The sequence below is a fragment of the Streptomyces sp. NPDC101152 genome, from assembly GCF_044768275.1.
In the GTDB taxonomy this organism is placed as follows: domain Bacteria; phylum Actinomycetota; class Actinomycetes; order Streptomycetales; family Streptomycetaceae; genus Streptomyces.
In genome coordinates this window covers 211,241-237,344 of the sequence record NZ_JBIWPO010000006.1, presented here as the reverse complement: position 1 = coordinate 237,344, position 26,104 = coordinate 211,241, and the positions used below count along the sequence as shown (strand labels likewise).

Here is a 26,104-nt window from a genome sequence, read left to right as displayed (position 1 = left end):
GCTCCTTGACGGGTGTTTCAGACGAGCGGAGGGGAGAGAGTGCGGTGGTGGGTCAGTCGAGGCCGCCGAGGACGTTCTGGTCCCAGTCGATCACCGAACCCGTGACGACGCCGGAGCGCTCCGACAGCAGGAACACCACGAAGTCGGCGATCTCGTCCGGCTGGCCCAGCTTGCCCATCGGCAGCCTGGCCGCGGCCTCCTCCCGCCAGTCGTCGCCGGCGCCGTGGAAGGCCTTCTGCGTGGCGTCCTCGCCCTCGGTGGACGTCCAGCCGATGTTCAGGCCGTTGATGCGGACCCGGTCCCAGCGATGGGCGTGCGCGGCGTTGCGGGTCAGGCCGATCAGACCGGCCTTCGCGGCGACGTAGGGGGCGAGGAAGGGCTGCCCGCCGTGCGCCGAGGACGTGATGATGTTGACGACCGTGCCGGGCGCCTTGCGCGCCACCATGTCCGCGACGGCGGCCTGCATGGCGAAGAACGGCGCCTTCAGGTTGATCGCGATGTGCTGGTCGAACAGCTCCGGGGTGGTGTCCAGGAGCGTCCCCCGGGAGGTGAGCCCCGCCGAGTTGACCAGGCAGTCGATCCGCCCGTACGCGGCGACGACGTCGCCCACGGCGGACTTCGCCTGCTCGGCGTCGGCGAGGTCGGCACGGACGAACATCGCCTTGCCGCCGGCGGCCGTCAGCTCGGCCACCAGCGCCTCACCGGGTTCCGCCCGCCGCCCGGTGACGGCCACGACCGCGCCCTCCCGCACGGCCGCCCGCGCGATGGCGGCGCCGACCCCCTGGCTGCCGCCGTTGACGAGGACGACCTTCTCCTCGAGAAGTCCCATGACCGGCCTGTGTCCCTTCAGCTCGTGCGCCGCTCGGCGCCTGCCCGCAGCGCGTCCCGCAGGGTCCGCGGGCTCCAGCCCAGGCTCAGCGCCTGGCGTACGACGTCCGCCTGCGAGGGCGGGGCCAGACCCTCCACCGGCGGGTCGCTGTCGAGGTTGGTGGGGAAGGGGTAGCCCTCGGCGCTCGCGGCGACGACGTTCTCCAGCCAGGCCGCGTCCGCGCCGTCCGCCTTGCGGTGCAGAAGCACCGGGTAGACCGCGTTCGCCACCGCCTCCCGGTCCACGGTCTCCATCGCCCGCCCGAAGGCCGAGGACACCTGCAGCAGGTTGGCGATGCGCCGCACGGCGGTGGTGCGGTTGGTGCCGGCGGCGTGGAAGAGGGCCGGGTTGAAGAAGGCGGCGTCGCCCTTGGCGAGCGGCGACTGGACGTGGTGCTCGTGGAAGTACGCCTGGAACTCCGGCCGCCGCCAGGCCAGATAGCCCGGCTCGAACGCCTGCGAGAACGGCAGGTACAGCGTCGGCCCCGACTCCACCGGCATGTCGCAGTGCGCGACCGCGCCCTGCAGGGTCAGCACCGTGGAGAGGCGGTGCACGTGCGCCGGATAGGCCGCCGCCCTCTCGTCCGAGAGGAAGCCGAGGTGGTAGTCGCGGTGCGCGGTCTGCGCGAGCCCGCCCGGGTTGACCACGTTGACCTGCGAGGTCACCTGGTAGCCGGGGCCCAGCCAGGCCTCGGACACCAGGGCGAGGACGGGGTTGGCGTAGTAGTCGGCGAACGCCGCCGGGTCGTAGAGGGCCGCCTTCTCCAGCGCGTTCCACACCCGCTCGTTCGCGCCGGGCGCGGCGAAGTGGTCGCCGGCCGTCGCGCCCGCCGCGTACTGCTCGCGGATCAGCGCCTCGAAGACCTCGGTCAGCCGGTCCACCACTGCCAGGTCGGCGAACGCGCCCCGGAAGACCACCACGCCGGGGCCGTCGGTGAGCGCCCGGACCAGCTCCTCCTGGAGGTCACGGCGCCGCTCGCCCGCGCGGACCAGCTCTGCGTCGTACACCAGGACGTTGCGCTCTATCGAGGAGGCGTGCGGGTAGCCGGCGAGGTCGGTGGTCCGCTCGACGAGGGCGCGGAAGGAGTCGAGATCGCAGTCCTGCTCGGACAGCCAGGCACGGCGGTGTACGGCGGTGAAGGACATCTGCGTCCTCTCGGTGACAGGGGCGACTCAGCGCTGCCATTCTTGTCAGTACAAACCCGTCGAACAACCGGCAGGCGGCCATCAAAAACCCCTCAAGGCGCCGAGGAGCCACCGCATGGGCCATCCCTTCCCGATCCGCGAGATCGCACGTCAGGCGGGCCTGAGCGAGGCCACCGTCGACCGCGTCCTCAACGGCAGGGGCGGGGTGCGCGAGTCCACCGCGCGGGAGGTCCAGCAGGCCATCGCCGACCTGGACCGGCAGCGCACCCAGGTCCGGCTGCTGGGCCGCACCTTCATGATCGACATAGTGATGCAGGCGCCCGAGCGCTTCTCCACGGCCGTGCGGGCCGCGCTGGAGGCCGAGCTGCCGTCCCTGCACCCGGCGGTGGTCCGCTCGCGCTTCCACTTCCGGGAGACCGGCCCGGTGGACGAGCTGACGCGCATCCTGGACCGCGTCGCCCGGCGCGGCTCGCAGGGCGTCATCCTCAAGGCCCCGGACGTCCCCGAGGTCACGGCCGCCGTCGGCCGTCTCGCCGAGGCCGGCATCCCCGTCGTCACCCTGGTGACCGACCTGCCGGCCACCGCCCGCCTCGGCTATGTCGGCAGCGACAACCGGGCGGCCGGCGCGACCGCCGCGTACCTGATGGGCCAGTGGCTCGGCGACCGGCCCGGCAACGTGCTCACCAGCCTCAGCAGCGGCTTCTTCCGCAACGAGGAGGAGCGCGAGATGGGCTTCCGCAGCGCCATGCGCACCCGTCACCCCGACCGCACGCTGGTCGAGATCGCCGAGGGCCAGGGCCTGGACGCCACGCAGTACGACCTGGTCCGCGCCGCCCTGGAGCGCGACCCGGAGATCCGGGCCGTGTACTCCATCGGCGGCGGCAACATCGCCACCCTGCGCGCCTTCGAGGACCTGGGCCGCGAGTGCGCGGTGTTCGTCGCCCACGACCTCGACCACGACAACACCCGCCTGCTGCGCGAGCATCGCCTCTCCGCCGTCCTCCACCACGACCTGCGCCAGGACATGCGCGAGGCCTGCCACATCGTCATGCGGGCGCACGGCGCCCTGCCGCCCGCGGGCCCCAGCCTGCCGTCCGCGATCCAGGTCGTCACCCCGTACAACATGCCCCCGCAGGCGACGAGTTGAGGACCGGCGCGTGACGACGAGAACCGAGCGGGTGGAGATCGAGGGGGTCCGGCTGCTCGCCACGCTCACGCTGGGCGGCGAGATCGGCCTGCTGGCCCTGCACGGCAGCAACGAAGGTGGCACGGCCGAACTCGCGCGGTCCGTGGCGGGACGCTGCGGCGCGACCAGCCTGGTCTTCACGCAGCCGGGCACGCGGAAGCCCGTGCACATCCCCTCGCCGCGCATGGCGGTGGAGCACTGCGCGCTCCTGCGGACCTTCCTGGCCCGGGTCGCGGTGACGGTCTCCCTGCACGGCCACCGGCGTCCGGCGACACCCCGCTCCGTCTTCCTCGGCGGCGGCAACCGGCCGGCGGCACACCTGCTCGCCTCGCACCTGGGCGCCCTGCGGCCGGAGTTCGATCCGGTCACCGACCTCGAGGAGATCCCGCTCGCCCTGCGCGGGCTGCACGCCAGGAACCCGGTGAACCTGACCCGCCGGGGCGGCGTCCAGGTCGAACTCCCGCTCGCCGCCCGGACCGTCCGCTCGGGTGGCTGGGACCCTCGGCTCCCCGACACGCCCCCGCAGCACGTCGTGAACGCCCTTGTCAACGGCGTACGGATGCTCGCCGACTGATGGTGCGTGCCGTGTGCACCAACTCGTTCGCGACTGGCGGGCCGCGAGGCGGCGGGTGACCGTGGAAGGCATGGCGCAGACCACGATGACCGCCCCCGGGCCGCACCGGCACGGCACCCGCGAGTCCGTCCTGTTCGGCGGCGTCTACGGCTCCGTCCTGGCGTGCTCCATGGTCGCGGCCCTCTCCCAGTACGGCCACGCCTCCCGCGCCAGCCGCCGCTACGACGCCCTGTGGCTGCTGGTGACCGCGCTGGCCTCCGCGCTCGCGCACAGCTACGCCCACTTCATCGCCGAGCGCGAACCGCACCGCCGCTTTGACGCCCTGCGCACCCTCGCCGACGAGTGGCCCCTGGTCACGGCGGCGCTTCCGACGGTGCTGCTGCTCGCGGGGGCGGGGTGGGGCTGGTGGCCGTCGAAGGGCGTGGAGTACCCGGCGTTCGCCCTCAACATCGTGCTGCTGTTCACGCTGGGTCTGGTCACCGCCCGCCAGTCGCGCCGCTCGTGGCCGGCCGGCGTGCGGATCGGCCTGATGGACGCGTTGCTCGGTGTGGTGGTCGTCGTGGCCAACGCGATCATCAAGTGACCCCCGCCCTTCGGCTGTAGGGTCGTTCCCCGTGGGGACGGACATCGACGGCGCCATCGAGAGCAGGTCGGCCGACGGGCACTGGCAGATCGAGGCCGATCTGCTGGACCTCAGGCCGCCACGGGACTACGACGCCTGGGAGTGCCTCTTCGGCGTGCGCGGGACGGGCGACGTGGAACGCCCGCTCTTCGCGGAGCGGGGACTGCCCTACGACGTCTCGGAAGAGGTACGGGAGGCGGCGGTCGGCGACTACCAGCACAGCCACACGTACGCCACGTGGGCCGAGGCCCGCACCGTGGACTGGGACGCGCCCCTGGCGGCCCGGGCCGCCTGGAACCGGGCGCTCAGACGGGGGCCGGACGGCGAGGACGTCGTACGGGTGACTCCCGGACTGCGGGAGGCTGCTGCCGCCACCTTCGGCGGGAGCCTGCTGCTCGCCCCGTCCGAGTGGCCGCCCGGCGGCCGGGTACAGATGGACGGCGCGGTGTACCTGCCCGTGGTCCTCACGGCCCGGATGCTCGCCCCGCCGAACAAGGGGTGCTGGGCACAGGTGTGGAGCGCCATGCGGACCCTCGCGGCCGAGTACGGCGACGAGGGCGTACGCCTGGTCGTCTGGTTCGGCTGACCCCCGCGGCGCGGGCGTTGCGGGGGTTCTCGCGGGAGGTCAGGCCTGGGCGGCCACCGCCTCGGTCTGCTCGTCCGCCGCGGGCGCGGCGGACGCCGGGGTCTGCCGGCGCGGGATGAACGTGGCGACGAGGAAGGCGAGCAGGGCGGCCCCGGCGCCGATCGCCATGACGACCTTGAAGCCGTTCTCCGACGGGAGGGCGTGACCGCCGAAGTCGGTCGTCATCCGGGCCAGGATCACCCCGGCCAGGGCGCCGGCGAAACTGGTGCCCAGGGAGCGCATCAGGGTGTTGAGGCTGTTGGCGGCACCCGTCTGGGACGGGTCGACCGCGCCCATGATCAGGGCGGGCAGGGCGCCGTAGGTGAAGCCGACGCCGGCGCCGATGACACAGGAGACCAGGATCAGGTGCCAGACCTGGCTCATCAGCACGATGTTCAGGCTGTAGCCGGTGGCGACGATCAGGGCGCCGATCATCAGGGTGACCTTGGGGCCCTTGGCCTTGGTGACGGCCGCGGAGGCCGCGGACATGACCATCATGACCAGGCCCTGCGGGGCGAGCACCAGGCCGACCGTCAGCATGGACTTGCCGAGACCGTAGCCCGTGCGGGTGGGCAGCTGCAGCAGCTGCGGCACGACCAGGGACATCGCGAACATCGAGAAGCCGAGGGCGACGGAGGCGAGGTTGGTGAAGAACACCTGGGGCTTGGCGGTGGTGCGCAGGTCGACCAGCGGGTGCTTGGTCTTCAGCTCGTAGAAGCCCCAGCCGGCCAGGATCACCACGGCCGCGGCACCCAGGCCCAGCGTGGTGGCGGAGATCCAGCCCCAGTCACCGCCCTTGGAGACGGTCAGCAGCAGGGAGACCAGTCCGGCGGACAGTCCGAGCGAGCCGACCAGGTCGAAGCGGCCGCCGGTACGGACCTTGGACTCGGGCACGATCAGCAGCACCAGCACCAGGGCGACGGCGCCGAGCGCGGCCGAGGTCCAGAACAGGATGTGCCAGTCCCACTTGTCGGCGATGAACGCGGCGGCGGGCAGGCCCAGCGCACCGCCCACGCCCAGCGAGGCGCTCATCAGGGCGGTGGAACCGGCCAGCCGGTCGGCGGGCAGGGCGTCACGCATGATGCTGATGCCGAGCGGCACCACGGCCGCGGCGAGGCCCTGCAGGGTACGGCCGACGATCATCGAAACCAGGGAGTCGGCGAGGGCGCAGACCACCGAGCCGGAGACCAGCAGCACGATGCTGACGAGCAGCATCCGCCGCTTGCCGATCATGTCGCCGAGCCGGCCGACGACGGGTGTGGCCACGGCGGCCGCCAGCAGGGTGGCGGTGACGGCCCAGGCGGTGTTGGACGCCGAGGCGTGCAGCAGGGTGGGCAGCTCCGGGACGATCGGGATGACCAGGGTCTGCATCAGCGAGACGACGACGCCGGCCAGGGCCAGGACCGCCACCACGGCGTTGGGCTTCGGCGAGGAGGTGGTCCCCGCGCCGGCGGATCGGGTCAGGGCGTCGGACATGGCAGGGCCTCCGGGCACGGGTTTATTGCTTGACTTACGCAAGCATAACTGGGATTGATTGAGTTAAGCAAGTGACTTCTGGTCGGTTGTTCAGGCGCTGCCCGGGAGCCGGATGCGGGTGGCCCCTGATGGAGGCACGCTCGGGGTATGAGTGAGCGATGGGATGTCCGGCGTGCGGGGCCCGTCGACGCCTCGCGGCGGGTGCTGATGATCCCGGGCGGGATGTGCTCGACCGAGTTCTACGCCGATGTGATGGCCGATCCCGCCCTCGCCGGGCTGGGGCTGGTCGCGGTGACGCAGCCGGGGTACGCCAGGACGCCGGCGCCCGAGGACGTGCGCATGGAGCACTACGCGGAGCTGATGGCGCGCTTCGCCGCCGACACCGGCTGCGATGTGGTGGTGGGGCACAGTCTGGGGGCGAACGTGGCGATCGAGATGGCCGCCGCGGGTCTGTTCAAGGGGCCCCTGGTCCTGCTGTCGCCGAGCTTCTCGCACGGGGACGAGTCGACGGCCCTCGCGGTGCTGAACGCGCTGGGCCGGGTGCCGGGGCTCGGGCACCTGTGCTGGAGCGGCATGATCAAACTGGTGCCCAAGATGATGAAACGCGAAATGCCCGCGCACCGGGCCGGGGTGCTGGCCGCGGACATGGCCGCCAATGATCCCGACGTCTGCCGCCGCATCGTACGGCGCTACTACGAATACCTGGACCGGTACCCGACGTTGGTCCCACGGCTGCGCGCGGCCGGCGTCCCGGCCTGGGTGGTCCGCGGTGACCACGACGAGATCGGCCTGACCGACGACGAGCGGCGGGACCTGGAGTCCTGTCCGCACGTCCGGATGGTCACCGTGCCCGGCGCGGGTCACCTGGTACTCGTCCAGCAGCCCGATCGGGTCGCCGCGGTCATCGCCGAGGCGGCGGCGCTCTGACGGAGGGGCGTCAGCCGCGCGGCTGAGGCTCCTGGGCGCGGCAGGGCGTGAGCCGTCCGCAGCCGCTGTCGTCGTGGGGCCGCGGGTCGTGGGACGCACCGTGCTCGCAGCACGCGTCATGCCGGCGCGCGGCCGACGGTGTCGGCCCGCTCCCCGACGCGGCGAGGCACGCGGCCCGCTGTGCGCTCTCGATCATCTCCTCGCTGTCGGACGCCGCGTTGGCGAGGCTCGTACAGCACAGCACCAGCAGCAGAGCGCCCCCCACGAACGGCAGCGCCCGCCGCGGCGGAGGGGGGGCGAGCAGGGCCCGTACCCGCTGCGGCACCGCGCCGCCCGCCGCCGCCAGTTGGGCCGTGCGGGCCGGATGGGCGGCGGTGGCGAGGGCCGCGCGGCCCAGCGAGCGGGCCACGATGCGGCGGTCGCCGACCTGGGCCGCGGCCTCCTCGTCGGCCCACCGCTCCAGGATGAAGCCGCCCGTGTCCGCCAGCGGGCGCAGCAGGGGGCTGACGGCGGCGGTGAGCCGCCACAGGGTCTGGAACAGGTGGTGCCTGCCGCGCAGGTGCGCCCGCTCGTGGGCGAGCAGCGCCTCCCGCTCGGCGTCGCCGAGACAGCGCAGCATGCCCCGGGACACCACGATCCGCCCGGGCGCGCCGGGCAGTGCGAAGGCGGTCGGCGACGAGTCGTCCAGGACGGCCAGTTCGGTGTGCCCGGACAGCCGGCGGCACTCCCGCCGGGCCCACCGCAGGTGCCGCACCTGCCGGACGGCGGCGACCGCGAGGCCGGTGACGGAACCGGCCAGGGCCAGTGTGGCGGCCGCCGCGACGGTGAGGTACACCGGGTCGTCGGCCCGCAGGGCCGCGACCGACCACCGGCCCTCCTGTGCCACCTCGGGGATCCGGGCGAAGCCGGAGAACGCCAGCAGGGCCAGCGAGCCCAGCCAGCCCACGGCCGTCACCAGCGCACCGCACGCCAGCGCCCACGCGGCCGGGCGCGGCGCCAGCCGGCGGGCCGGACGCGGGGCGAGCACCGCGAGGACCACGGTGACCAGGAGAGGGACGTAGACGCTGATCCGCACAGGATCACGGTCCCCCGGCCGAGGATGCCGAGCCGAGACCCGGGCCGGGTTCGTCGTCGTGCCCCCCGCGCGTCCCCGGGGCGTTGCCGGCCTCGCTCTCCGCGAGCAGCCGGTGCAGCAACTCCTCGTCCTCCCGCGACAGTTCGGACACGAAGCGGCTGAGCACCGCCTCCCGGTCCGAACCGTGTTCCAGCAGTGCGTGCATCTGCTCGGCGGTGTGGGAGGCCTCGTCCCTGGCGGGCGTGTAGGCGTAGCCGCGGCCCGCGCGGTGCCGCAGGAGCATGCCCTTGTCGTGCAGCCGCGTCAGGATCGTCAGCACGGTGGTGTAGGCGAGCTCGCCGGGCAGCCGGTCCAGGACCTGCCGGGCGGTCAGCGGTGCGTCGGCCGCCCACAGCGTGGCCAGCACGCCGCTCTCCAGCTCACCGCGGGCCCGCCTGCCCGATGCCTCGCCCTCGCGGTCGCGCACCGTTCACCTCACCGTCCTTCGTTGCTCGACCTGACAGCCTACCCGCCGGGCTACTACGGCATGTAGAACGTGTCCGGGCGGCCGTGAGTGGTGGGCGGGGGGGCATCTCCTACATGTTGTACGAGCTTACCTACTACATGTTGTAGAGTTTCGCCGCCTCACTCCATCCGCGGAGGAACCAGCCCATGCCCCACCTCGGAAGTACGGCGCATCTGCGTGCCCTGGCGGTCGCCGCCCTGGCCCCCAGGCCGGCGTCCACGCCCCGTCGCGCGGTACCGGCCGAGCGCGTCGTGATCGTCTCGGCGAGCATCGGAGCCGGCCACGACGGCGCGGCGCGCGAACTGGAACGCCGACTGGTCGCGGCCGGCATCGCCGTCGACCGCCGCGACCTGCTCGACCTGCTGCCCGCCCGGGTCGGCCGCGCCGTACGGGACGGCTACCACCGCATGCTCGTCCGGGCGCCCTGGATCTACCAGCGGGTCTACAACAGCACCGAACGCGCCGGTGGTGGCGGCCCGCTCGCCCGTGCCCTGCTGCGCAGCGCCGAGGACCGTATGCTCCGCGCCCTGCCCGCCGACACCGGCGCCGTCGTCTCCACCTACCCGGGCGCCAGCCGGGTCCTGGGCAGGCTGCGGCTGAACGGCCGTCTGGACGTGCCGGTGTTCACCTACCTCACCGACTTCTCGGTGCACCCCCTGTGGGTGGCCGACGGCGTGGACGTCCACCTCGCCGCGCATGCCGTGCCCGCCGCGCAGGCCCGGGCGCTCGGCGCGCAGGACGTCAGGGTGGCCGGGCCGGTCGCCGACCCTCGCTTCCGTCCCGCCCGCGCGGCCGAACGCAGCGCCGCGCGCGCCCGGTTCGGGCTGCCGGAGAACGCCGCGCTGGCCCTGCTGGTGGCCGGCTCCTGGGGCGTGGGACCGGTCCGGCAGGTGGCCGCGGAACTGCGCGAGTGCGGCGCGGCCGTACCGGTCGTCGTCTGCGGACGCAACGAGGGCCTGGCCGAGCAGTTGCGCGCCGACGGCATCGAGCACACCTACGGCTGGGTGGACGACATGCCCGGCCTGATGCGGGCCGCCGACGTCCTCGTCCAGAACGCCGGCGGACTGACCTCCCTCGAGGCCTTCGCCGCCGGCCTGCCCGTCGTCACCTACCGCTGCATACCGGGCCACGGGCTGACCAACTCCGACGCGCTCGACCAGGCCGGCGTGGCCGCCTGGATACGGGACCCGTCCGACCTCAAGGACGTCCTGTACGACGTGATCGACGGACCGCGCGGCCTGCTCCAACGCGAGGCCGCCTTCGCCCTGTTCGCGCCCGAGGGCCAGGGCCCCGCGGACGAGATAGCGCGGGCCTTCGGAGATCTCCCCCCGTTCCGTCCGCCCGTGCGGGTGACCCGGCGGCCTCACTCGGCCCTGCGCGGCCTCGCCGCCACCGCGGCCGTGGCGTGCGCGGTCTGGGTGGGCGCCGTCGGCAGCGCGGTCGCCACAACCGGCAGCCCGACGGGCCTCATGCACGCCATAGGCCACAGCCTCGACCCCGACGATCCGCCGCACGCCGGCAAGCCCACCGCGGAGCACCACTCATGACCGCCGCCCGCCTGCTGCGGACGACCGCCAAGGTCGCCCTCCCCGTCCTCGCCGCCGCCCACGCGGCCCCCGTCGTCTCCACCTTCGGCCCGCTGCGCAACCGGACCATGCCCCGCCTGTCCGGCCGCGGCCGCGCCGACCACGTCGCCCTGACCTTCGACGACGGACCGGACCCCCTGTCCACCCCGTTCTTCCTCCGGGCCCTGGAGGAGCGGCGGCTGAAGGCCACGTTCTTCCTCCTCGGCAGTCAGGCCCGCCGCTCCCCGGACCTGGTCCGCGAGATCGCCGGGGCCGGGCACGAGATCGCCATCCACGGCTGGCTGCACCGCCCCCTGCTGCTGCGTGGCCCCCGCGCCACCTACGACGATCTCGCCCGCGCCCGGGACACCGTCGGCGCCCTCACCGGGCACCCCCCGAGGCTCTTCCGGCCGCCGTACGGCGTGATGTCCACCGCCGCCCACCTCGCGGCCCGGCGCCTCGGCCTCACCCCGGTGCTGTGGACGTGCTGGGGCGAGGACTGGACCGCCCGTGCCACCCCTCAGTCCGTCCACCGCACGGTCGTCCGCGACCTGCGCGGCGGCGGCACGATCCTGCTGCACGACTCCGACTGCACCTCGGCGCCCGGCGCCTGGCGCTCCGCCCTCGGCGCGCTGCCCCGGATCCTCGACACCTGCGAGGAACGCGGGCTGTCGGTCGGCCCCCTGCACCGGCACCGACCACACGTACGGTAGGGTTGGCCTGCGTGATCGCGCGGTCCACCGCGCGGGAGGCACCGGGACGTGGCGCAGCTTGGTAGCGCACTTGACTGGGGGTCAAGGGGTCGCAGGTTCAAATCCTGTCGTCCCGACGGTGTGAAGGGGCTTCACGGGCGATGCGCTCGTGAAGCCCCTTTTCGTGTGGGCCGGCGGGGACTTCGGCGCCGTCGCCGCCGTGGTCGATCAGGAAGAGGTAGTCGGCCTCGGCGCAGACGCGGGTCAGCAGGGCGCCGAGGGTCTCGGGGCCGGGGCGGGTCGCCAGGTACCAGGCGGTTCCGTCGCCGGGGGTGTGCCGGGTGACGGCCGGGACGCCCTTCAGCGGTCCGTCGCCGTAGGAGGCGACCGCCTCGGCGCCCGCCGGCCGGACGCGCTCCGACCACAGGGTGGCGGTGGCGCCGGCGGGGACCGCACCGGTCAGGGGCAGCGTCTCGCCGGGCAGCAGCGGGAAGAGCTCGTCGGTGCGCACGCCGAGGACGTCCCCGGAAGGCCCCCGGGTAACCGCCCAGGCGGATCCCGGGCGGTTCCACCACCGTGGGCACGGTGGCCGGGCAGTGGGACCCCACCGGCTGTGCCTGTCAGCGCTGGAGCCTCACCCAGACCGCGCTGCCGCCGCTCGGCACCGGCCAGTACGTGCTGGTGAACAAGAACAGCGGCAAGTACCTCGAGATCCCCGACGCGTCCACCACCGCCGGCACGGCGGCCGACCAGTGGCAGAACACCGCCTGCGACTGCCAGTTGTGGACCTTCCAGTCCCAGAGCGGCGGCGCGTGGACGCTCCAGAACGTCCACAGCGGCCTGAAGCTCGACGTCACCGGTTCCTCCGCCGCGGCCGGCGCGGCCGTCGACCAGAACACGGCGTCCGGCGCCAACTCCCAGAGACGGACGTTGACCGCCGCGGCGGGTGGCTACTACAAGCTGGTCGACGTGGGCGGCGGCCTGGTGGCGGGCGTCGCACAGTCCTCAACCGCCAACGGCGCCTGCGTCATCCGGTGGAACGACGTCGGTGTGGACGACCAGCTCTGGAAGATCGTCCGGGTCGACTGACCCACGGTTTCCCGTCCGCCCTACAGAGGCGCCGGCGACGAGGCGCCCGGGATCAGCAGGTGCGGGGTGCCCGTCCCGTCGGCGGACACGGACCACAGGTCGGTGCTGCCGACCTGGCCGTCGGCGGGCAGCGCGTAGGCGACGGTGTGGTCGTCGAGCCAGGTGGCCTGGTCGTCGACGCTGTGCCGCTCGGCGAGCGGGGTCTCGCGCAGGGTGCGCAGATCGAGGACGTACTCGTGCCACAGGTCGGTCCGGGACAGCACACGCTTCTTGAAGGCGACCCGGGTTCCGTCGGGGGAGAGGGAGGGGCACTCCACGTTCTCGGCCACGGTGGTGACCGTACGGCGGGAGAGCGAGCCCCGTACCAGGTGTGTTTTGCCGCCGGTGTTGAGGGTGGCGTAAAAGGTGTCGTCGTCGGAGGCGAAGGTGACGCCCCAGAAGTTGATGTCCGAGGCGCGGTAGGGCTTGCCGTCCTTGACCACGGAGAAGGTCTCCAGGCTGGGCGTCAGCTGCATGGTGCGGGTGTCGAGGACCGAGGTCCGGGTGGAGAAGAACGCGGAGGAATACGACTCGCCCGAGACGAAGACCGTCCAGGCGACGAACCGGCCGCTGGGGGAGACCCGGGCCCGGCTGGGCGTCCCCGCCAGCGGGAAGGTGCGCCGGGTGCGCAGGCCGGCGTCCAGGAGCAGGGCGCGGTTGCTCTGCTTGAGGACGCCGGGGTTGGACTGGAGACAGATGCCGGTGCCGGCGGCGGCGTAGAAGCGCGCGCACTTGAGGTGTGAGGCGAGCCGCCCGCCCCCGGGGTCGGCGGAGGCGACCGAGGCGACGGCGGTGCGGTGCGGGCCGGCGGCCGCGTTGACGAACAGCAGGCGCTTCTTCTGGTCGAGCGTCAGTTTGCCCGCGCTGACGGCGGGGCCGCCCGACTGCGGCCGGTCGGCCCGGTCGGCGCGGGCGGCGGCGTGCAGGACGACGCCGGTTCCCACGCCCGCGAGGACCAGGACCGCCGCGACGAGGACGAGCAGGCGGCGGTGGAGCGGTGTCATGCGGATCCTTGGGGTGTGGTGGTCATCGGGTGGCGCCGGCCGGTCGCAGCACCAGGCCGGCGACGGACGCGCAGCACAGCAGGCCGACCGCCGATCCGGCCAGTGCCGGGCCGTCGCCCCACACCGTCCAGGCGGCGCCGAAGGCGAGCGAGCAGCAGAAGCGGGCCAGCGCCTGGCTGGTGCCGACGATGGCCAGGCCGCTGGCGCGCAGCTGCTCGGGCACGATGTCGGCGAGGGCGGCCGGGAGCACGCCGTCGGTGGCCGCGTAGAACGTGCCGTGCAGGGCGAGGACGAGGAAGGGCAGGGCCGGCGTGGCCGGGGCCCACAGCAGGAGGGCGTAGGCGGTGAGCAGCGCCGCGTGCCCGCCGAGGAACACCGTGCGCCGCCCGACCCGGTCGGCCAGGGTGCCGACGGGCACGGCCAGCAGCAGGAACACCGCGGCGGTGCCCAGCGGCAGCAGCGGGAACCACTGTTCGGCGATGCCCGCGCGCCGCTGCAGGAGCAGGTAGACGAAGGCGTCGCTGACGGTCGTCAGTCCGAGCAGCGCCGCACACCCGGCGAGCGCGCGCAACCGGGGCAGCCGCAGCAGCGCGAGGGCTTCACGGAGACGGACGGGGGGCTTGCCGCCCGGCGTTTCCTTGCCGGCCGCCTGCGCACCCTGTCCCCTCCCCGGCACGAACAGCACCAGGACCAGCACCCCGAGGACGGCCACGCACGCGCTCACGCCGAACACCGCGTCGTAGCCGTCGACCGCCGCGCGCAGGATGAGGAAGGCCGCGAGCGGGCCGAGCATCGCACCGGTGGTGTCCATCGCGCGGTGCACGCCGAAGGCGCGGCCCTGGCGGTCGGCCGGCGTGGACAGGGAGATCATCGCGTCGCGCGGGGCGGTGCGCAGGCCCTTGCCGGTCCGCTCCAGCGCCAGGACCGTGCCGAGCGCGCCGACGCCGCTCGCGAGCAGGAGCAGCGGCTTGCACAGCGCGGACAGTCCGTAGCCGAGTCCGGCGAGCAGCTTGTGGTTGCGCACCCGGTCGGCGAGGTGGCCCCCGGTGAGCTGGACCAGCGCGCTGACGCCGTTGTAGACGCCGTCGAGGGTGCCGAACCCCAGCGGACTGAAGCCGAGCGTGCTGACCAGGTAGAGCGGCAGGACCGCGGTGACCATCTCCGAGGAGACGTCGGTGATCAGGCTGACCGTGCCGAGCACGAGCACGACCGGGGCGACCTTGGGCCCGGTGCCGCGTCTTCGGCGCTGCTCCGCGTCCTGCTTCGCAGGCGTGGAGCGGTCGGTGAGGTACATGGTCAGGGACTCCAGGTGCGCGGTGGATCAGTTCTGCCTGCTGCTCTCGTCCCGCAGCCAGGTGCCGAAGTCCTGGGAGCGGATGGCCTTTTCGGCCCGCCGCCGGGCGACGACCGCCGCCGCGACGAAGACCGCGACAGCCGGGAACAGCCTCGGCTCCTCACGCACCACGGCGATCAGGTCCGCCTTGCTGGTGCGGGCCGAGGCCTCCTGCGGTGGCCGGTGCTGTTCGACCTGCGCCGTGGACACCGCCGCCCGCACCCGCCGCCGGATCAGATCGGGCCAGGTACGGGGCGGATGCACCACCACCTGGGCCGTGTCCACCACGAGCCGCTCGTGCGGCTCGAACGCCAGGGAGGCGGCCAGGTCGTCCGCCATCAGCGGCGGCAGCGCGGCGACCCGGGCCTGCCCGGCCTTGGAGACCGCGATGACACCACGCCCGAACAGGCCCGCGCGCACGGCGGGCAGTCGCTGCCACACCGCGTAGTACGCGCGCACCCGCCAGGCGCAGCCGGCCAGCGGGATCCGCCGCGCCGGGGCGGTGGCGAGGACGCCTGAGGTGTCGTCGTCCAGGGGCGCGGTCAGCGCCCGTACGTCCGCGCTCGTGATCACGACGTCGGCGTCCACGTAGAGACGCGGGAAGCCGCGCGCGTGGTCGTCGCCCGTCCGCAGTGCCAGGTGCTTGGAGGGGACGGGGATCTCCACGACCCGCACGCGCGGACCGCGTTCGGCCGCGATCCGGGCGGTGTCGTCGGTGCAACCGTTGCACACCACGACGATGTCCGTCTCGTCCTGATCGGAATCGGCCAAAAGCGAATCGAGGAGTCGGCCGACGACGCGTGCCTCGTTGTGGGCCGGGATCACGATGCTGGTCACGTGGGCAGTATGGCGTCGGTGTCACTATTGCGACATGTGTTTCGTCCAACTGTTCCCGCGAGTGCGCCGCGTGGTCTAGATTGAGTGCCGCCGGACCGGTTTGGGTGGGGAACTTGTCCTTGACTGCATGTCACGGTTCGGCTTCGTGAACGGATTTGCAACATCCAGTAACCAGCATGCTGGGGGCATGAGGCGGTTGGGGAACCGCTGACGCTCCCACGCTTTCCGGTGCCGCTGTGTGAGGGGCACTTCGGTCAGGGTAGCCGCGCATGTGGTGGGGGGAGCATGACCATTGAGGTCACGCATGAGCGAGTGGTTGTGGAACACCGAACTCCACAAGCTCGCCGAAGACGTTGGGAACAGAAGTACCGGATCGTCCTGCTGGTCGCGGACGGCCTCGCGGCCGCTGCCGCGGCCTTCCTGATCCACGCGGCCTACGGCCGCTGGGCGGTGGCGCTCGTGCTGCCCCCGGCGTGGATCGTGGTCATGCTCGTCCACCGCTCCTACGACCGCAGCCATCTGGGGCTGGGCAGCGAGGAGTACCGACGGGTACTCCGCGGCGCCGTCGCGCTGCCCGCCCTGGCCGCGGCCGCGTACTGGCTGGGCACCCGTGACCAGGGACTTCTCCATGACATGACCATGGCCGCGGTGCCCGCCGCCGCGATCGCCCTGCCGGTCCGCTACACGCTGCGCCGTCGCCTGCACCGGCGCTGGGCCCGCGACCGCGACCGCAGCGCGACCCTCCTGGTCGGCCCGGCGCAGGGCATCGTGGACCTGGTCACGGTGCTCAGACGCAGCGGTGTGCAGGAGTTGAGGGCCGCCGGCGTCTGCCTGAGCGACCCGGAGAACGCGGCGGCCGTGCGCCGGCTCGGGCTGCCGCTCCTCGGCAACGTCGGCGACCTGGACGACGTCATCCGCGCCCTCGGCATCGGCACCGTGGTGGCACTGCCCGCCCCCGAGTTCGACGCCTCCGTCCTGCGCCGCATCTCCTGGACGGCGGCCGCGCACGGCGTCGACTTCCTGCTGGCCCCGGTGCTCACCGACGTGTCCGCCTCCCGGCTCGCGGTGCGCCCCACCAACGGGGTGCCGCTGGTGCGGGTCCGGGCGCCGAACCTCTCCCGGATCTCCCGCGTGCCCAAGGAGATCCTGGACCGGACCCTCGCGGCGGTACTGCTGGCCCTGCTCGCCGTGCCGATGCTGCTGATCGCCCTGATCGTCCGCCTGGACAGCACCGGACCCGCGCTCTTCCGCCAGCAGCGGGTCGGCCGCTACGGCGACCACTTCACCATGCTGAAGTTCCGCACCATGCGGCCCGACTCGGAGGCCCTGAAAGCGGAACTGGCGCATCTCAACCAGAACAGCGACGGCCTCCTGTTCAAGGTGAAGCACGACCCGCGGATCACCCGCGTCGGCTCGCTGCTGCGCCGTACCTCGCTGGACGAACTGCCGCAGCTGATCAACGTGCTCGGCGGCCACATGTCGCTCGTCGGTCCCCGGCCCCCGCTGCCCGAGGAGGTGGACGGGTACCCGCCGGAGGTCAGGCGCCGACTGCTCGTCAAACCCGGCCTCACCGGGCTGTGGCAGGTCAGCGGCCGCTCGGACCTGCCCTGGGAGGAAGCGGTCCGGCTCGATCTCGCGTACGTGGACAACTGGTCGACCAGCCTCGACCTGTCCATCCTGGCGCGCACCACGACCGTGGTGGTGCGCGGGACGGGGGCCTACTGATGGACCAAGGGAAGAGGAAGCAAGTGACGCACAGCACCGAGCCGTTGGGGGTCGCCGTCGTCGGGGCCGGCTACTGGGGGCCCAACCTCGTCCGCAACTTCCAGGGCGGCGACCGTTTCCGGCTGCGCTGGCTGTGCGACCTCGACGTGGAGCGGGCCCGCCGGGTCCTCGGCGGCTACTCGACCGTGCAGGCCACCGCCGACTACGCGGCCGTCCTCGCCGACCCCGAGGTGACCGCCGTCGCCGTGGCCACACCCGCGGGCACCCACCTCGACATCGCCCTGGCCGCCCTGCGCGCCGGCAAGCACGTCCTGGTGGAGAAGCCGCTCGCGGCGACCTACGCCGACGGGATGCGCCTGGTGGCCGAGGCGGAGGAGCGCGGCCTCACCCTGATGTGCGACCACACCTACTGCTACACGCCCGCCGTGGGCCGCATCCGCGAGGCCGTCCGCTCCGGCGAACTCGGCGAGATCCACTTCGTCGACTCGGTCCGCATCAACCTCGGGCTGGTCCAGAAGGACATCGACGTGATGTGGGACCTGGCCCCGCACGATCTGTCGATCCTCGACTTCATCCTCCCCGACACCGTGGAGCCCGTCGCCGTCGCCGCCCACGGCGCCGACCCGATCGGCGCCGGACAGGCCTGTGTCGCCTACCTGACGCTCCAGCTCAACACCGGCGCCATCGCCCACGTGCACGTCAACTGGCTCTCCCCGACGAAGGTACGCACCACCATGGTCGGCGGCTCCAAGCGCACCCTGCTCTGGGACGACCTCAACCCCCTCCAGCGGGTGGCGATCTACGACCGGGGCGTGGACATGGCCGCACCGCAGGAGATCGGCGCGGACGAACGCCGGGACATGCTCGTCTCCTACCGCTCCGGGGACATGGTCGCGCCCGCCATCGGCGAGAAGGAGGCGCTGCGCGCGATGGTCGACGAGTTCGCCGCGGCGATCACCGCCGGACGGGCCCCGCTGACCGACGGCCGGGCGGGCCTGAGGGTGCTGGACATCCTCGAGGCGGCCTCCCGGAGCCTGCAGTTCAAGGGCGCCGTCGTCGGCCTGCGCGCCGGGCGTTGACAGATCACACTGGCTGAGAGGTAAGTGCAGTTGAGCAGCGTACGAGGCAAGAAGATCCTGGTCACCGGGGGAGCGGGCACCATCGGCTCCAACCTCGTCGACCTCCTGGCCGAGGGCGGCGCCCGCGAGATCGTCGTACTCGACAACTTCGTGCGCGGACGGCGGGCCAACCTCGCCCGGGCGATACCGAGCGGTGTGGTCGAGATCGTGGAGGGCGACGTCCGGGACGCCGAGACCGTACGCAGGGCCACCGAGGGCGCCGACCTGGTGTTCCACCTCGCCGCGATCCGCATCACCCAGTGCGCGGAGGAACCGCGGCTCGCCAACGAGGTCCTGGTCGACGGCACCTTCAACGTGCTGGAGGCGGCGGCCGCTGCCGGCGTCGCCAAGGTGGTCGCCTCCTCCTCGGCGTCGGTGTACGGCATGGCCGAGGAGTTCCCGACGACCGAGCGCCACCACCCCTACAACAACGACACCTTCTACGGCGCCGCCAAGGCCTTCAACGAGGGCATGCTGCGCAGCTTCCACGCCATGTACGGCCTGGACTACGTGGCGCTGCGCTACTTCAACGTCTACGGCCCCCGCATGGACATCCACGGCCTGTACACCGAGGTGCTCATCCGCTGGATGGAGCGCATCGAGGCGGGCGAACCGCCGCTGATCCTCGGCGACGGCACGCAGACCATGGACTTCATCGACGTCCGGGACATCGCCCGCGCCAACGTCCTGGCCGCCGAGTCGGACCTGACCGACGAGGTGTTCAACGTCGCCAGCGGCACCGAGACCTCGCTGCGCGAACTCGCCGACGGCCTGCTGGAGGCGATGGGCGCGACCGGTCTGGAGCCGGTGCACGGGCCCGCCCGCGCGGTCAACGGCGTGGTACGGCGCCTCGCGGACACCTCCCGGGCCGCCGAACGGCTCGGCTTCCGCGCCGAGATCGACCTGCGCACGGGCCTGAAGGACCTGGTCGCGTGGTGGCGCGCCGAGCGGGAGGCCGCCCAGTGAGCACCGACCGCATCCCGGTGATGATCCCCTGGCTCGGCGAGGAGGAGGCCAGAGCCGCCTCCGACGCCGTGCTGTCCGGTTGGGTCGCCCAGGGCCCCCGCGTCGCCGAGTTCGAGCGGGCCTTCGCCGAGCGGGTGGGAGCCGAGCACGGCATCGCCGTCAGCTCCTGCACGACCGCCCTGCACCTGTCCCTCGTCGCGCTCGGCATCGGGCCCGGCGACGAGGTCGTGGTGCCCTCCCTGTCGTTCATCGCCACCGCCAACGCCGTACGGTACGTCGGTGCCGAGCCGGTGTTCGCGGACGTCGACCCCGCCACCGGCAACCTGACCCCGGCCACCGTCGACGCCGTGCGCACCCCGCGCACCGAGGCCGTCCTCGCCGTGCACCAGGGCGGCGTACCGGCCGACGTGCACGCCCTGCGGGCCGCCTGCGCCGACTGGGACCTGCCCCTGGTCGAGGACGCGGCCTGCGCCATCGGCTCCACCGTCGACGGCAAGCCCGTCGGGCACGGCGCGCTGCTCGCCGCCTGGTCCTTCCACCCGCGCAAGGTGGTCACCACCGGCGAGGGCGGCATGATCACCACCGATGACGCCGAGTGGGCGGCCCGGCTGCGCCGGCTGCGCGAACACGGCATGAACGCCTCGGCGGCGGACCGGCACGCGAGCGACAAGCCGGTCCTGGAGAGCTACCTCGAGGTCGGCTTCAACTACCGGATGACCGACATCCAGGCCGCCGTCGGCCTGGTGCAGCTCGGCAAGCTCGACACCATGATCGCCCGCCGTCGCGAGCTCGCGGCGCGCTACGAGGCGGCGCTGCGCGACATCCCGGGCCTGACCCCCGTGCACGACCCCGCGCACGGGCAGAGCAACTTCCAGTCCTACTGGGTGCTGCTGGAGCGGGACTTCCCCGTCGGCCGCGACGACCTGCTCGCCGCGCTCGCCGGGGCCGGCGTCTCCGCCCGGCGCGGGATCATGGCCGCGCACCTCGAACCCGCCTACGCGGAGCACCCGAGCGCGCCGCTGCCGGTCACCGAGCGGATCAGCCGCGACTCGCTGATCCTGCCGCTGTTCCACACCATGACCGAGGCTCAGCAGGACCGCGTCGTGGCCGTACTGCGCGAACAGGCGCGTGGATGACCGGACTCGTGATCATCGGCGCGGGCGGCTTCGCCCGGGAGACCGCCCAGGCCGTACGGGACGCGGGCGAGTTCGAGCTGCTCGGACACCTGGACGACAACCCCGCCCTGCACGGCACGGACGTGGACGGCGTGCCCGTGCTCGGCGGCGGCGACCTCGTCCACGACCTGCCCGGTGCCCGCGTGGTGGTCTGCGTGGGCAACCCCAGCAACTACGCGGCCCGCGCCCGCCTGGTCCGCCGGCTCGCCCTGCCCGCGGACCGCTACGCCACCGTGATCCACCCGACGGCGGCCGTGTCCCGGTCCTCGCAGGTCGGTCCCGGCTCGGTCCTGCTCGCGCACTGCGTGCTGACCGCCGCCGTCCGGGTGGGCGCACACGTCGCGGTGATGCCGCATGTCGTGCTCACCCACGACGACGTGGTCGAGGACCACGCCACGCTGGCCTCGGGCGTCCGGCTCGGCGGCGGAGCGCGGCTGGAACGCGGGGCCTACGCGGGCTCCGGCGCCCTGGTCAGGGAGGGCGCGACGGTCGGCGCCTGGTCGCTGATCGGGATGGGAAGCACCGTACTCGGCGATGTCCCGCCGGGAGAGGTCTGGGTGGGGAGCCCGGCCCGACGGCTGCGCGCGGCGGACCGGCCCGCGCTGGACGAACTCGCAAGCCACACAGTGGGGGGACCGCTGACATGAACCAGATTCCGCTTGTGGACCTCAAGGCGGCCCACCAGGAGGTGGCCGACGAGGTACGGGCCGGATTCGAACGGGTCCTGGCCGCCACCGCGTTCGTCGGCGGCGACGAGGTGCGCGCGTTCGAGCGCGAGTACGCCGAGTTCGGCGGCGTCGCGCACTGCGTGGGCGTCGCCAACGGCACCGACGCCGTCGAACTCGCCCTGCGCGCGAGCGGTGTCGGCCCCGGCGACGAGGTCGTCGTACCGGCCAACACCTTCATCGCCACCGCCGGTGCCGTGGCCCGGATCGGCGCGCGCCCGGTCCTCGCGGACTGCCTGCCCGACAGCCACCTCCTCGACCCGCGGGCCGCGCTCGCCGCCGTCGGTCCCGCCACCCGCGCGGTCGTCCCCGTCCACCTCTACGGCCAGATGGCCGATGTGACGGCCCTCGAGGACCAACTCCCCGAGCACGTACGGATCGTGGAGGACGCCGCCCAGTGTCAAGGCGCCTCCCGCGACGGCCGCACACCGGGCAGCGGCGGCATCGCGGCCACCAGCTTCTACCCGGGCAAGAACCTCGGCGCCTACGGAGACGCGGGCGCGGTCCTCACCGACGACGAGGAACTCGCCGGGCAGGTGCGCGCCATCGCCAACCACGGCGGCGTCGCCAAGTACCGCCACGACGTGCCCGGCTTCAACAGCCGCCTTGACGGACTGCAGGCCGTCGTCCTGCGGGCGAAGCTCGCGCGGCTGGCGGCCGGCAACGCGGCCCGCCGCGCTGCCGCCGCCCGCTACGACGCCCTGCTCGCCGGCCTCGCGGCCGCCGGCCGGGTCGTCCTCCCGGCCACCGCGCCCGGCAACGTCCACGTCTGGCACCTGTACGTCGTCCAGGTCACCGGCGCCGACCGGGACGACGTCGTCGGCAAGCTCAACGCCGAGGGCATCGGCGCGGGCGTGCACTATCCCGCGCCCGTCCACCTCACCCCGGCCTACCGCCACCTCGGTCACGCGCGGGGCGACTTCCCGCACGCCGAGCGGGCGGCGGAGCGCATCCTGTCGCTTCCGCTCTTCCCCCAGATCACGCCTGACCAGCAGCAGCGCGTCGTCGACACGCTCGCCGAAGCGCTCGGCGTCTGACCGCCCCCCACGCTTCACCGCCGGCCCCGCGGGCCGGTCCAGCACAGCACCGCTGAGAGGTACACATGAAAGTATGGAGCAGACGGGTCCGGGGCGGTCGCCTCGCCGTCGTAGCAGCACTGGTACTGGCGGTGCTCCCGCTGGCCGGGTCCGCGCAGGCGGCGTCCGATCCGTGCGGGTCGGGCTCCAACCCGATCGTCTGCGAGAACTCCAAGCCGGGCAGCCCCAAGTCCGACTGGTTCTCGCCCAACGCCTACGGCGACATCAAGGGTTTCACCACCAAGGAGAGCGTCCAGGCCGGTGACACCCTCCAGTTCAAGGTCCAGTCGAAGGTCCCCTACCACATCGAGATCTACCGGCTGGGCTGGTACGGCGGCGACGGCGCCCGCGAGATCTCGACCGCGGCCCAGGCGGCGGTGACCTATCCCGCCAACTTCACGTCCAGTCCCGCGAGCTGCACCACCAAGGCGAGTACCGGCCTGGTCGACTGCGGCAACTGGCCGGTGACCGCGAACTGGACGGTGCCCAGCGACGCCGTGTCCGGCCTGTACATCGCGAACCTGGACCAGGCCGACGGCAACGGACTGATGCCTTACCCGTTCGTGGTCCGCAACGACTCCAGCTCCTCGGCCATGGTCGTGCAGACCAGCGACGAGACCTGGCAGGCCTACAACACCTACGGCGGCCAGAACCTCTACGGCGGCGGCGGACCCGCGCCGGACGGCCGCGCCTACGAGGTCAGCTACAACCGGCCGCTGGACATCGGCGGCGACAACGGCATCTACGGCTCCGAGTACGAGATGCTGTCCTGGCTGGAGCGCAACGGCTACGACGTCAGCTACACCTCGGGCGTGCAGGTCTCGGGCACGGGCGGCGCCGCCCTGCTGGAGAAGCACAAGATGTACATGTCCTCCGGCCACGACGAGTACTGGACGCAGAGCCAGTACTCCAACGTGCTGGCGGCGCGCAAGGCCGGGGTCCGGGAGGCCTTCTTCAGCGGCAACGAGGTCTTCTGGAAGACCCGGTTCACCCCGAGCAACGACGGCACGAACACCCCGAACCGCACCCTGGTCTGCTACAAGATGACCAAGATGGCGCAGAACAACGGCATCGCCGACCCGAGCGGCATCTGGACCGGCACCTGGATGGACCCGACCAGCACCAACTACGGGCAGAGCTACCAGCCGGAGAACATCCTCACCGGTTCCATGTTCACGGTGAACGGCTACCGCAGCGACGCCATCACGGTCCCCGGCTCCTACGGCAAGAACCGGATCTGGCGCAACACCTCCATCGCCAACCTCACCTCGAGCCAGACCGCCACCTTCCCGACCGGCACCCTCGGCTACGAGTGGGACAGCGACATCGCCAACAGCACCAGACCCGCCGGAGCCATCGACGTGTCGTCCACGACGGTCGACGTCAACGACGGCAAGCTCCGCCAGGACTGGGGCAACACCTACGGCAACGGCACCGCGACCCACAACCTCGTCGAGTTCCGCGACCAGGACTCCGGGGCCCTGGTGTTCGGGTCGGGAACCGTCCAGTGGTCGTGGGGCCTGACCAACGTCCCCACCGCCGATCCCGCCAACACGGTGGTCACCGAGGACTCCCGGATGCAGCAGGCGACGGTGAACATCCTCGCCGACATGGGCGTCCAGCCGCTGACCCTGCAGAGCAACCTGGTCGGCGCCTCGGCCTCCACCGACACCACCGGCCCGGCCGTCACCGTGACCAGCCCTGGCTCCGGGGTCACCGTCCCGGCGCTGAAGCCCGTCACCGTCAAGGGCACCGCCGCCGACTCCGGTGGCGTGGTCGCCCGCGTCGAGGTCTCCACCGACGGCGGTACGACCTGGAACGCGGCCACCGGTCTGACGTCCTGGAGCTACACCTGGACCCCGACCACCCCGGGCTCGGCTTCCGTCCAGGTCCGCGCGGTCGACGACAGCGCCAACATCGGCGCCGTCACCACGATCCCGCTGACGGTCGGCCCCCAGGCCTGCCCCTGCACCATCTGGCCGGCCTCGGCCGTGCCCGGCACCGTCAACGCCGGCGACGGCGGCTCGGTGGAGCTCGGCGTCAAGTTCCGTACCACGGTGGCCGGTTCCATCACCGCGGTGCGCTTCTACAAGTCGCCGGCCAACACCGGCACCCACGTCGGCAGCCTGTGGACGGCCTCCGGCACCCGCCTGGCCACCGGCACCTTCACCGGCGAGACGGCCTCGGGCTGGCAGCAGCTGAACTTCGCCACCCCCGTCACCGTCAAGGCCAACACCACCTACGTCGCCTCGTACTTCGCCCCCAACGGCGGGTACTCCTTCGACAACAACCTCGCGAACAACGGCGCCGGCCTGGCCCCGCTGACGGCCCTGCAGTCCGGCGTCGACGGCGGCAACGGCGTCTACCGCTACACCTCGACCAGCGCCTTCCCGTCCTCCCAGTCCTCCGGCAGCAACTACTGGGTCGACGTCGTGCTGGACACCTCGACGGCCAGCACCACCCCGCCCACCGTCACCTCGACCTCCCCGACCTCCGGGGCGACCAACGCGTCGATCACGGCACCGGTGTCCGCCACCTTCAGCGCCGCCGTCGACCCCGACACCGTGACGTTCACCGTGAAGGACGCGAACGGCAACACGGTGCCGGGGTCCGTGACCTACCCCGCGTCGAACAAGGCGACCTTCACCCCGTCGACGGAACTGGAGCTCAGCAGCGGCTACACCGCGTCCGTGCAGGCCTCCGACGTGTGGGGCAACGCCATGGCGAACCCGGTGACCTGGTCCTTCACGACCAGTTCCACGCCGCCCGCGGTGACCTGCCCGTGCACGCTGTGGAGTTCCTCCGCGGTGCCGGCCAGCACGGACACGACCGGTGACCCCAACTCCGTGGAGCTGGGCACCCGGTTCACGTCCTCCGCGGCCGGCTGGGTCACCGGCGTCACCTTCTACAAGGGCACCGGCAACACGGGCACCCACACGGGCAGCCTGTGGGCGAACGACGGAACGCTGCTCGCCACCGGCACCTTCACCGGCGAGACCGCCTCCGGCTGGCAGACGCTGACCTTCGCCTCCCCGGTGGCGATCACCGCGGACACCCCGTACGTCGTCTCCTACCACGCGCCGAACGGCAACTACGCGGTGGACGGCGGCTACTTCGCGGCGGCCCACAAGTCCTATCCGCTCACCGCCCCGGCGGACACCACCACGTCCCACAACGGGCTCTACCGCTATGGCACCGACTCGGGCTTCCCCACCGGTTCCTACGGATCGGCGAACTACTGGGTCGGCCCCGTCTTCACCGCCGACAACCCGAGCACGATGCTGTCGACGGCCACCTCCTCCGAGGTGACCGCGTCCTCGGTGGTGCACACCGCCGACGCGGCGAGCCCCGTGGTCATGACCCTGCCCGCCTCGACCAAGCTGTCCTCCGTCAAGGCGACCGTGACGGTCCTGAGCGGTTCGAACGCCGCCAGGAAGCTTCATGTCACGGCCGTCACCTCCTACGACCGGGCCACCCACAAGGTGACCGTGCACCTGTCGTCCCCACTGCCGGACGGCACCCGGTTCGAGATCACCGTCACGGCCAAGGACAAGCACCGCACCATGGTGAAGTCCCAGAGCTGGACGCTGACCAGCAAGTCCGTCCGCAAGAAGAAGAACTGACCGACGAGTACCCACCGGTGGTGGGGGGGGGGGGGGGGGGGGGGGGGGGGGCCCCCCCCCGGGGGGGGGGCGCCCCCCCCACACGAGCCCAGTGTTTGGAGAGGTGCAACAACAACTCACAAAAAAAAGCCCGC

At 72.6% G+C, this 26,104-nt stretch carries 23 protein-coding genes, 1 tRNA gene and 1 pseudogene; 16 read left to right on the top strand and 9 right to left on the bottom strand.

The window, feature by feature from the left end:
- Positions 1-52: 52 nt before the first annotated feature.
- Together ACIRVK_RS10830 and ACIRVK_RS10825 are read right to left on the bottom strand one after the other, a co-directional pair.
- The gene (locus ACIRVK_RS10830; RefSeq protein ID WP_404245352.1) at positions 53-829 is read right to left on the bottom strand and encodes an SDR family oxidoreductase; all 777 of its coding nucleotides are present in this window, start codon (positions 827-829) and stop codon (positions 53-55) included.
- Positions 830-846: 17 nt separating this feature from the next.
- Positions 847-2,013: a phytanoyl-CoA dioxygenase family protein gene (locus tag ACIRVK_RS10825; RefSeq protein ID WP_404245350.1), complete on the bottom strand. Its 1,167-nt coding sequence runs from the start codon at positions 2,011-2,013 to the stop codon at positions 847-849.
- Positions 2,014-2,128: 115 nt separating this feature from the next.
- Between ACIRVK_RS10825 and ACIRVK_RS10820 the strand changes: the two genes are divergently transcribed.
- From ACIRVK_RS10820 to ACIRVK_RS10805, 4 genes are all read left to right on the top strand, one after another.
- The gene (locus tag ACIRVK_RS10820; protein ID WP_404245348.1) at positions 2,129-3,160 is read left to right on the top strand and encodes a LacI family DNA-binding transcriptional regulator; all 1,032 of its coding nucleotides are present in this window, start codon (positions 2,129-2,131) and stop codon (positions 3,158-3,160) included.
- Between the two features lie 10 nt (positions 3,161-3,170).
- Entirely contained in the window at positions 3,171-3,773 is a 603-nt protein-coding gene (locus ACIRVK_RS10815; RefSeq protein ID WP_404245347.1) for a poly-gamma-glutamate hydrolase family protein, read from the top strand.
- 70 nt (positions 3,774-3,843) lie between these two features.
- Complete coding sequence (locus ACIRVK_RS10810; RefSeq protein WP_404245345.1) at positions 3,844-4,356, top strand: hypothetical protein; 513 nt, start codon at positions 3,844-3,846, stop codon at positions 4,354-4,356.
- Positions 4,357-4,387: 31 nt separating this feature from the next.
- Complete coding sequence (locus ACIRVK_RS10805) at positions 4,388-4,981, top strand: hypothetical protein (protein WP_404245344.1); 594 nt, start codon at positions 4,388-4,390, stop codon at positions 4,979-4,981.
- Positions 4,982-5,020: 39 nt separating this feature from the next.
- On the opposite strand, the gene ACIRVK_RS10800 is transcribed toward ACIRVK_RS10805, so the two are convergent.
- Positions 5,021-6,496 carry an MFS transporter gene (locus ACIRVK_RS10800; RefSeq protein ID WP_404245342.1) on the bottom strand — a complete coding sequence of 492 codons (1,476 nt, stop codon included), beginning with the start codon at positions 6,494-6,496 and terminating at the stop codon, positions 5,021-5,023.
- 147 nt (positions 6,497-6,643) lie between these two features.
- Between ACIRVK_RS10800 and ACIRVK_RS10795 the strand changes: the two genes are divergently transcribed.
- A complete protein-coding gene (locus ACIRVK_RS10795) occupies positions 6,644-7,423 on the top strand; it encodes an alpha/beta fold hydrolase (RefSeq protein WP_404245340.1) in 780 nt (259 codons plus the stop codon).
- Positions 7,424-7,433: 10 nt separating this feature from the next.
- Here the strand turns inward: ACIRVK_RS10795 and ACIRVK_RS10790 are convergent, their stop codons facing one another.
- Positions 7,434-8,498, bottom strand: coding sequence for a M56 family metallopeptidase (locus ACIRVK_RS10790; RefSeq protein ID WP_404245338.1), 1,065 nt, complete (start codon positions 8,496-8,498; stop codon positions 7,434-7,436).
- A gap of 4 nt (positions 8,499-8,502) precedes the next feature.
- On the bottom strand, positions 8,503-8,964 hold the full coding sequence (locus ACIRVK_RS10785; RefSeq protein WP_404245336.1) for a BlaI/MecI/CopY family transcriptional regulator: 462 nt from the start codon (positions 8,962-8,964) through the stop codon (positions 8,503-8,505).
- Positions 8,965-9,149: 185 nt separating this feature from the next.
- Between ACIRVK_RS10785 and ACIRVK_RS10780 the strand changes: the two genes are divergently transcribed.
- The 3 genes from ACIRVK_RS10780 (at position 9,150) to ACIRVK_RS10770 (ending at position 11,397) form a co-directional block, all read left to right on the top strand.
- Positions 9,150-10,550 (top strand): glycosyltransferase, encoded by a 1,401-nt coding sequence (locus ACIRVK_RS10780; protein ID WP_404245334.1) that lies wholly within the window; start codon positions 9,150-9,152, stop codon positions 10,548-10,550.
- Entirely contained in the window at positions 10,547-11,281 is a 735-nt protein-coding gene (locus ACIRVK_RS10775) for a polysaccharide deacetylase family protein (RefSeq protein WP_404245332.1), read from the top strand. The genes ACIRVK_RS10780 and ACIRVK_RS10775 overlap by 4 nt, the downstream gene beginning before the upstream one ends.
- Positions 11,282-11,323: 42 nt before the next feature.
- A tRNA-Pro gene (locus ACIRVK_RS10770) sits at positions 11,324-11,397 on the top strand.
- Here the strand turns inward: ACIRVK_RS10770 and ACIRVK_RS10765 are convergent.
- Positions 11,379-11,817, bottom strand: a pseudogene (locus ACIRVK_RS10765) (beta-galactosidase trimerization domain-containing protein); the annotation flags it as partial. The gene ACIRVK_RS10770 and the pseudogene ACIRVK_RS10765 sit on opposite strands and share 19 nt — an antisense overlap.
- Before the next feature lie 28 nt (positions 11,818-11,845).
- Between ACIRVK_RS10765 and ACIRVK_RS10760 the strand changes: the two are divergent.
- Positions 11,846-12,349, top strand: a complete 504-nt coding sequence (locus ACIRVK_RS10760; RefSeq protein ID WP_404245330.1) for an RICIN domain-containing protein — start codon at positions 11,846-11,848, stop codon at positions 12,347-12,349.
- A 20-nt stretch (positions 12,350-12,369) separates the two neighbouring features.
- Here the strand turns inward: ACIRVK_RS10760 and ACIRVK_RS10755 are convergent, their stop codons facing one another.
- The 3 genes from ACIRVK_RS10755 to ACIRVK_RS10745 are packed head-to-tail and all read right to left on the bottom strand — an operon-like array spanning position 12,370 to position 15,562.
- Entirely contained in the window at positions 12,370-13,392 is a 1,023-nt protein-coding gene (locus ACIRVK_RS10755) for a TolB family protein (RefSeq protein ID WP_404245328.1), read from the bottom strand.
- A gap of 22 nt (positions 13,393-13,414) precedes the next feature.
- Entirely contained in the window at positions 13,415-14,686 is a 1,272-nt protein-coding gene (locus ACIRVK_RS10750) for an MFS transporter (RefSeq protein WP_404245326.1), read from the bottom strand.
- A 27-nt stretch (positions 14,687-14,713) separates the two neighbouring features.
- Positions 14,714-15,562, bottom strand: coding sequence for a glycosyltransferase (locus ACIRVK_RS10745; RefSeq protein ID WP_404245324.1), 849 nt, complete (start codon positions 15,560-15,562; stop codon positions 14,714-14,716).
- A gap of 285 nt (positions 15,563-15,847) precedes the next feature.
- Here ACIRVK_RS10745 and ACIRVK_RS10740 point away from each other — a divergent pair, with 285 nt between their 5' ends.
- From ACIRVK_RS10740 to ACIRVK_RS10710, 7 genes are all read left to right on the top strand, one after another.
- Positions 15,848-17,287, top strand: a complete 1,440-nt coding sequence (locus tag ACIRVK_RS10740) for a sugar transferase (protein WP_404245322.1) — start codon at positions 15,848-15,850, stop codon at positions 17,285-17,287.
- A 23-nt stretch (positions 17,288-17,310) separates the two neighbouring features.
- A complete protein-coding gene (locus ACIRVK_RS10735) occupies positions 17,311-18,366 on the top strand; it encodes a Gfo/Idh/MocA family protein (RefSeq protein WP_404245320.1) in 1,056 nt (351 codons plus the stop codon).
- Positions 18,367-18,390: 24 nt separating this feature from the next.
- A complete protein-coding gene (locus ACIRVK_RS10730) occupies positions 18,391-19,371 on the top strand; it encodes an SDR family NAD(P)-dependent oxidoreductase (protein WP_404245318.1) in 981 nt (326 codons plus the stop codon).
- Positions 19,368-20,507, top strand: coding sequence for a DegT/DnrJ/EryC1/StrS family aminotransferase (locus ACIRVK_RS10725; protein WP_404245316.1), 1,140 nt, complete (start codon positions 19,368-19,370; stop codon positions 20,505-20,507). The genes ACIRVK_RS10730 and ACIRVK_RS10725 overlap by 4 nt, the downstream gene beginning before the upstream one ends.
- Positions 20,504-21,193, top strand: a complete 690-nt coding sequence (locus ACIRVK_RS10720) for an acetyltransferase (protein WP_404245314.1) — start codon at positions 20,504-20,506, stop codon at positions 21,191-21,193. The genes ACIRVK_RS10725 and ACIRVK_RS10720 overlap by 4 nt, the downstream gene beginning before the upstream one ends.
- A complete protein-coding gene (locus tag ACIRVK_RS10715; protein ID WP_404245312.1) occupies positions 21,190-22,308 on the top strand; it encodes a DegT/DnrJ/EryC1/StrS family aminotransferase in 1,119 nt (372 codons plus the stop codon). The genes ACIRVK_RS10720 and ACIRVK_RS10715 overlap by 4 nt, the downstream gene beginning before the upstream one ends.
- 65 nt (positions 22,309-22,373) lie before the next feature.
- Entirely contained in the window at positions 22,374-25,970 is a 3,597-nt protein-coding gene (locus tag ACIRVK_RS10710; protein WP_404245310.1) for a DUF4082 domain-containing protein, read from the top strand.
- Positions 25,971-26,104: the final 134 nt, after the last annotated feature.

Bases quoted from the DNA above. Each gene is read 5' to 3' on its own strand.
- ACIRVK_RS10830 (WP_404245352.1), bottom strand. From the start codon at position 829: ATGGGACTTCTCGAGGAGAAGGTCGTCCTCGTCAACGGCGGCAGCCAG.
- ACIRVK_RS10825 (WP_404245350.1), bottom strand. From the start codon at position 2,013: ATGTCCTTCACCGCCGTACACCGCCGTGCCTGGCTGTCCGAGCAGGAC.
- ACIRVK_RS10820 (WP_404245348.1), top strand. From the start codon at position 2,129: ATGGGCCATCCCTTCCCGATCCGCGAGATCGCACGTCAGGCGGGCCTG.
- ACIRVK_RS10810 (WP_404245345.1), top strand. From the start codon at position 3,844: ATGGCGCAGACCACGATGACCGCCCCCGGGCCGCACCGGCACGGCACC.
- ACIRVK_RS10800 (WP_404245342.1), bottom strand. From the start codon at position 6,496: ATGTCCGACGCCCTGACCCGATCCGCCGGCGCGGGGACCACCTCCTCG.
- ACIRVK_RS10795 (WP_404245340.1), top strand. From the start codon at position 6,644: ATGAGTGAGCGATGGGATGTCCGGCGTGCGGGGCCCGTCGACGCCTCG.
- ACIRVK_RS10780 (WP_404245334.1), top strand. From the start codon at position 9,150: ATGCCCCACCTCGGAAGTACGGCGCATCTGCGTGCCCTGGCGGTCGCC.
- ACIRVK_RS10775 (WP_404245332.1), top strand. From the start codon at position 10,547: ATGACCGCCGCCCGCCTGCTGCGGACGACCGCCAAGGTCGCCCTCCCC.
- ACIRVK_RS10755 (WP_404245328.1), bottom strand. From the start codon at position 13,392: ATGACACCGCTCCACCGCCGCCTGCTCGTCCTCGTCGCGGCGGTCCTG.
- ACIRVK_RS10750 (WP_404245326.1), bottom strand. From the start codon at position 14,686: ATGTACCTCACCGACCGCTCCACGCCTGCGAAGCAGGACGCGGAGCAG.
- ACIRVK_RS10740 (WP_404245322.1), top strand. From the start codon at position 15,848: ATGACCATTGAGGTCACGCATGAGCGAGTGGTTGTGGAACACCGAACT.
- ACIRVK_RS10720 (WP_404245314.1), top strand. From the start codon at position 20,504: ATGACCGGACTCGTGATCATCGGCGCGGGCGGCTTCGCCCGGGAGACC.
- ACIRVK_RS10715 (WP_404245312.1), top strand. From the start codon at position 21,190: ATGAACCAGATTCCGCTTGTGGACCTCAAGGCGGCCCACCAGGAGGTG.
- ACIRVK_RS10710 (WP_404245310.1), top strand. From the start codon at position 22,374: ATGAAAGTATGGAGCAGACGGGTCCGGGGCGGTCGCCTCGCCGTCGTA.